This is a genomic window from Maribacter sp. 1_MG-2023 (assembly GCF_030547005.1).
Taxonomy (GTDB): Bacteria; Bacteroidota; Bacteroidia; order Flavobacteriales; family Flavobacteriaceae; genus Maribacter.
The window spans coordinates 1-4,617 of the sequence record NZ_JAUOPN010000032.1 but is presented as its reverse complement, the minus strand read 5'-3'; the positions used below and the strand labels follow the sequence as shown (position 1 = coordinate 4,617).

Below are 4,617 nucleotides of genomic sequence, written 5' to 3'. Positions count from 1 at the left end.
GCCATTTTACTTTGAACATAAATACTGAAATCGTCAGCATATCTTACATAGCGATGCCCACGTTTCTCTAATTCTTTTAGCTGCTAATCATCTACAAAAGCGAATTGGTAATTATGAAATTGATTTTAGCTTCTTATGCTGTTCAAAGTATATTAAGCGCAATGAGTCATTACTTTGTAAACTATGAGCCTTAAATAAATAATATCGGTTAAAGAAAATAAAATTTGATAAAAGCATAATTGAAATTGCGCTTTGATTTAGCTTTTTTCTTCTTTACACTCGAAAAAGAAATGTATGAACCAAAATCTTGTTTGGCTAGCCTTTGATGGACAAAGATTAATGTATATTAGCACAATTAATACTTCTTATTATATTTTGTTAAGGGATATAACTGTAAACAAACTAATGTAACAAATTCAACGGTTAATTATACCCTCGTATGGTAAACTCTATTATTGCATGAAATGCTCATTCAATCTAAAAGTGTGGTTTTTACTTCTGTTATTGATACCCAAAACAGCTATTATCGCACAAGTAAAAATTCCTGAAACCAGTGGTTTTTGGGGGGGTCTTTCTTATAGGTCCTGGTGTTTTCAATGTTAAAAGCAATCTTTTGGTTACAGGCCCTCCTCTAACAGGTGATGTTGGGGACCCTATAATAAGCTCGATTTTTGATCAAGCTGGAAGCAATATTACATTTGCCTTTCCTGTAGCCGGAGAACTCAACTATACCTTTTCTAAAAGCAAGACTCAGCTGTTTTTCGGCAATGGCCTGGAAGATATTTTAAGACTGGATGTACCTATTGGAATTGGAATACGAAAGCAACTGAGGGATAGTAGCATTATCTCCCTGAAATTTATTTCTACCCCTCTTACCTTAAAATACTGGAAGGACCCATACGTTGAGAACGAAGCACGAGAAAAGACCGAACTTAACTTTCCCGGGTTGCGTTTTAGATGGTCGAAGATATTTAAGAGCGGTTTCGATTTTACTACTACCATCAGAAAATATAGTTTTGACGAAGAAAATAGTGGCGATTGGTTAATTCAGGAAGGTCGCCTGGATTCTAAACTCCAGCCTTTAATAAACAGAGATGGATATGTATATCGCATCCGATTATTTTATCAGTTTAATCTGGATCAAAAAAACATTCTCCGACCTGCAATTAGTTATATAAACGATGATCACAAAGGTGCTGCTATAGCTAATCAGGGCTATGCACTAAATCTGAACTATTTACATCGCACACAAAAATATATTTTCGATGCGAATTTAAGATTTGGTAAAAGGTTTGCTTCTGCAGATCACCCTGTATATGACGATAGAATTGGTTCCTTTAGATTTGGTGCTGCCGCTTCGCTTATTGTTCCTGTAAAAATTGCTAATTCTAATCGATGGAATATTTGGGTAACCGCGGATTATATGCTGGAAAATTCACAGATCACATTCTTTGATGCGAACCTCGCAGTCATAATGGGTGGATTGATGTACCATTTCGATAGAAAATAAAAAGCCAGTGGCTAACAATGGTAACCGTTGCACAAGTCATTAATCCCTAAAAAAAACGGATTTATAAAAGCCTCTTTACGGGGGTTTTTTTCTCCGCTCAGAAAGGGAAAGCTAATTTTGGACGCTTTAAAGAAGGACCGAACAGTAATTCAAAGGCACTTTTGACAAGTGTTGCAAAAACGAGTGTTCCTACCCCGCTTTCCACAAGTTTTTGGTCGAATTTCAGGTACTTTTTGAGATTGTAGGCAATCGCCGATAGGTGCATTACCTTGTTCGCCTGTTCGATCCCGATGGTATTTATCTTCCTCAGTCCCATGAACTGGGTCAACGTTCCGAATACGGGCTCTACCGTACTTTGAAATTTGCCCTTCATATAGCGCCCCTGTGGGCTCTGCACCCTGGTGATGTTACGAAAATATTCCGCCCGGTAATAGGTGACGCTGAACTTCTTCTCCTGTGCACTTTTGCCCAGGCAGCTAGTGCGTATAGGGCATCCGGTACAGATATGCTTTCTTGCACGGTATTCCTTCTTTCTCGTTCCCGTGCGATGATCCCTGAATTCATTGGTGAACGGTATCGTTTTTCCCTGAGGACACATGTAGCAGTCCGTTTCTTGATTATAAACGAAATTATCGGAACCTCCCTTAAACGTTCCGTGTGCAGGTATAAAGCTCTTCAGCCCCCTACTTTCCAAAAAAGCATAGTTCTCTCCACTGCTATAGCCCGTATCGGCTACACAGTTCTCAAAAACGAAGCTTTGTTGCCATAGCCGCCTCTGTAAGCGCTTTACGATATCCTGAAGTTGTTGGTTGTCCTTGCCATCGGCATGGTACGCTCTAATATCCGTTATCACATGATGTGCCATATCTACACTCAATTGTGAAAGGTAGTTCAGCTTTCTTGCCTTACCGGGTTTTACACTTATCCTGGCATCTGGGTCCGTTGGGCTATAATGTGTTTTGTTACTGGTATACTTGGCTCCCTTGTTGCCGGCACCAGGCCTTTGGTCCTGGTCCTTCGCCCATTATCGTTGGCGGTAACACTTCGTTGTCCTTTATCCGACTTATCGTCTTTACTCTTACGGTGGGGCGCTTCTTTATCCATCGAACTAAGGGCACGTACCTTTCTAAGATGCTCGTCAAGTTCATCTTCCGGTACCTTGAGCTCCAAGGTATCCATAGAAGCGTTCGCTTTCTCGGGCACACTGTCGATTGCCTGGGTATGACCGCTGACCATTCCCTTTTCAACACACAACTCTAAAACATTCGTGAACACTTCCTCGAATACCGACTCGGGGAACAGTTGCCGGGTACGGCTTATGGTAGAATGCCATGGCAGCTCCTCGTCGATATCGTAGCCTATGAAATATAGAATATCTAAGCGCATGGAACAATGGTCGATAAGCTTACGGTCGCTGATGATGTTCTAAAAGTAGCCTACCAGACATATCTTGAAGAACACAACGGGGTCGATGCTCTTCTGGCCGCTCTCACCATAATAGGGACGAGTAAGCATATAAAGAAATTCCAAATCCAGGACGCCTTTCAAACGCCTGTAAAAATTGTTCTTGGGAATGCGTTCGCTCAGTTGAAATTGTGCAAAAAGCTTTTCCTGATACTCCTTCTTTCCCTGCACACCTAAAGTTACGATCGTTCTCCCTATTGGCAATGATCACAACCCGTTTTTTTCCTAACTTGTGCAACAGGCACAACGTGTATAATTAATAGTATATTCAAACTAAAAATCAAACATACGAGCTCAAACCGTTGTGTTTCATTACCACAGACCGCTAAACAATGATTAAATTATTAAGAAAATATAATACTTAAATTATTCAAAATTAAATTTAAATATGGATTGGCTGAAAGTTTTAGTATCAGTAATTGCAGCAATAGGATTGTTTACCCATAGTCTTGAAAGCTTTTCTGAAAAATTTTTAATATATGTTGGTGGAGGTCTTAAATCGGCAATAGGAAACCTCTCCCAAAATAAATTAAAAGGTTTGTTTTTTGGGTTTATTGCGACTGCACTTGTACAGTCAAGTAGTGCAGTTGTCGCAATAGTAATAAGTATTGTAGACAGTGGTGTTATTACTTTTAGCAATTCTTTACCCATACTATTAGGAAGTAATATTGGAACTACTATAACCGCTTGGCTGGTATCACTTAAAATAGAAGCTTTGGGGATTTCATTAATTGCTTTAGGTTTCATACTAGGTCACTTTAAAGGAAGGTTGGCAATGTTTTCAAAACCTGTCTTTTATCTTGGATTAATTCTTTTCAGTTTAGATTTAATTAGTGAAAACCTTGAGCCTATAAAAGACAGTCCAGCTATGGAATTTATGCTGTCATATGCAACAACACCTATTATTGGGATTTTAATAGGTGCATTAGTTACCGCAATATGTCAATCGAGTTCAGTAACAATTGGACTGGCAATAATTCTTTGTGATAGTGGAGTTTTAGGACTAAGTGGTGCTATTGCTATTGTAGTAGGATCTAATATTGGAACTACTAGCACTGCATATATTGCTGCAATAAAATTAAAACAAGCAGCTAAAAGAACAGCATTTGCAAATTTAATATTCAATGCAATTGGCGTTATAATTTATTTGCCATTAGCATCGCTTTTTGTAATTCTAGTTCAAAACTTAACAAATGTCCTAGCATATCAAGTTGCATATGCGCATTTATTTTTCAATATTCTAATTGCAATCATATTAATTCCATTCACGAATAAAATAGCAATTCTGTTAGAAAGAAAGACTTTAAGTTCTATTGAGAGTAAAGATTCGACTATAAATAATAAGAAATAAGTAACGAAAGCACAATCGAATGGATGGCTCCGCCATCAAATGACGGAGTGCACCCCTCACACCACCGTACGTACGGGTCTCGTATACGGTGGTTCGTAAATCATCAAACCAAGGCTCTTTTCACCCTTGGCACTATCCTCTAATTTAGGCATAGGCTACAACATATGCTTCTATGCGAATTTTGAAGGGAATTACGTTCGGTACTTCCTTACTCGTACTGTAGGCTTCCCCTTCTTAGGACACCTCTAAATTCGATAAATAATTATTATTTAGGTCAGATTTGATGAAGAAT

At 38.7% G+C, this 4,617-nt stretch carries 4 protein-coding genes; 2 read left to right on the top strand and 2 right to left on the bottom strand.

Going from position 1 to position 4,617, the window contains the following annotated elements; all coding sequences use genetic code 11:
* The first annotated feature begins 553 nt into the window (after positions 1 to 553).
* On the top strand, positions 554 to 1,510 hold the full coding sequence (locus Q4500_RS18510) for a DUF2860 family protein (RefSeq protein ID WP_303601042.1): 957 nt from the start codon (positions 554 to 556) through the stop codon (positions 1,508 to 1,510).
* Between the two features lie 97 nt (positions 1,511 to 1,607).
* Here the strand turns inward: Q4500_RS18510 and Q4500_RS18505 are convergent, their stop codons facing one another.
* Positions 1,608 to 2,375 carry a transposase gene (locus tag Q4500_RS18505; protein WP_303601041.1) on the bottom strand — a complete coding sequence of 256 codons (768 nt, stop codon included), beginning with the start codon at positions 2,373 to 2,375 and terminating at the stop codon, positions 1,608 to 1,610.
* A 56-nt stretch (positions 2,376 to 2,431) separates the two neighbouring features.
* On the bottom strand, positions 2,432 to 2,896 hold the full coding sequence (locus Q4500_RS18500; protein WP_303601040.1) for a transposase: 465 nt from the start codon (positions 2,894 to 2,896) through the stop codon (positions 2,432 to 2,434).
* A gap of 466 nt (positions 2,897 to 3,362) precedes the next feature.
* On the opposite strand from Q4500_RS18500, the gene Q4500_RS18495 reads away from it, so the two are divergent.
* Positions 3,363 to 4,325 (top strand): Na/Pi cotransporter family protein, encoded by a 963-nt coding sequence (locus Q4500_RS18495; RefSeq protein ID WP_303601039.1) that lies wholly within the window; start codon positions 3,363 to 3,365, stop codon positions 4,323 to 4,325.
* The last annotated feature ends 292 nt before the right edge of the window (positions 4,326 to 4,617 follow it).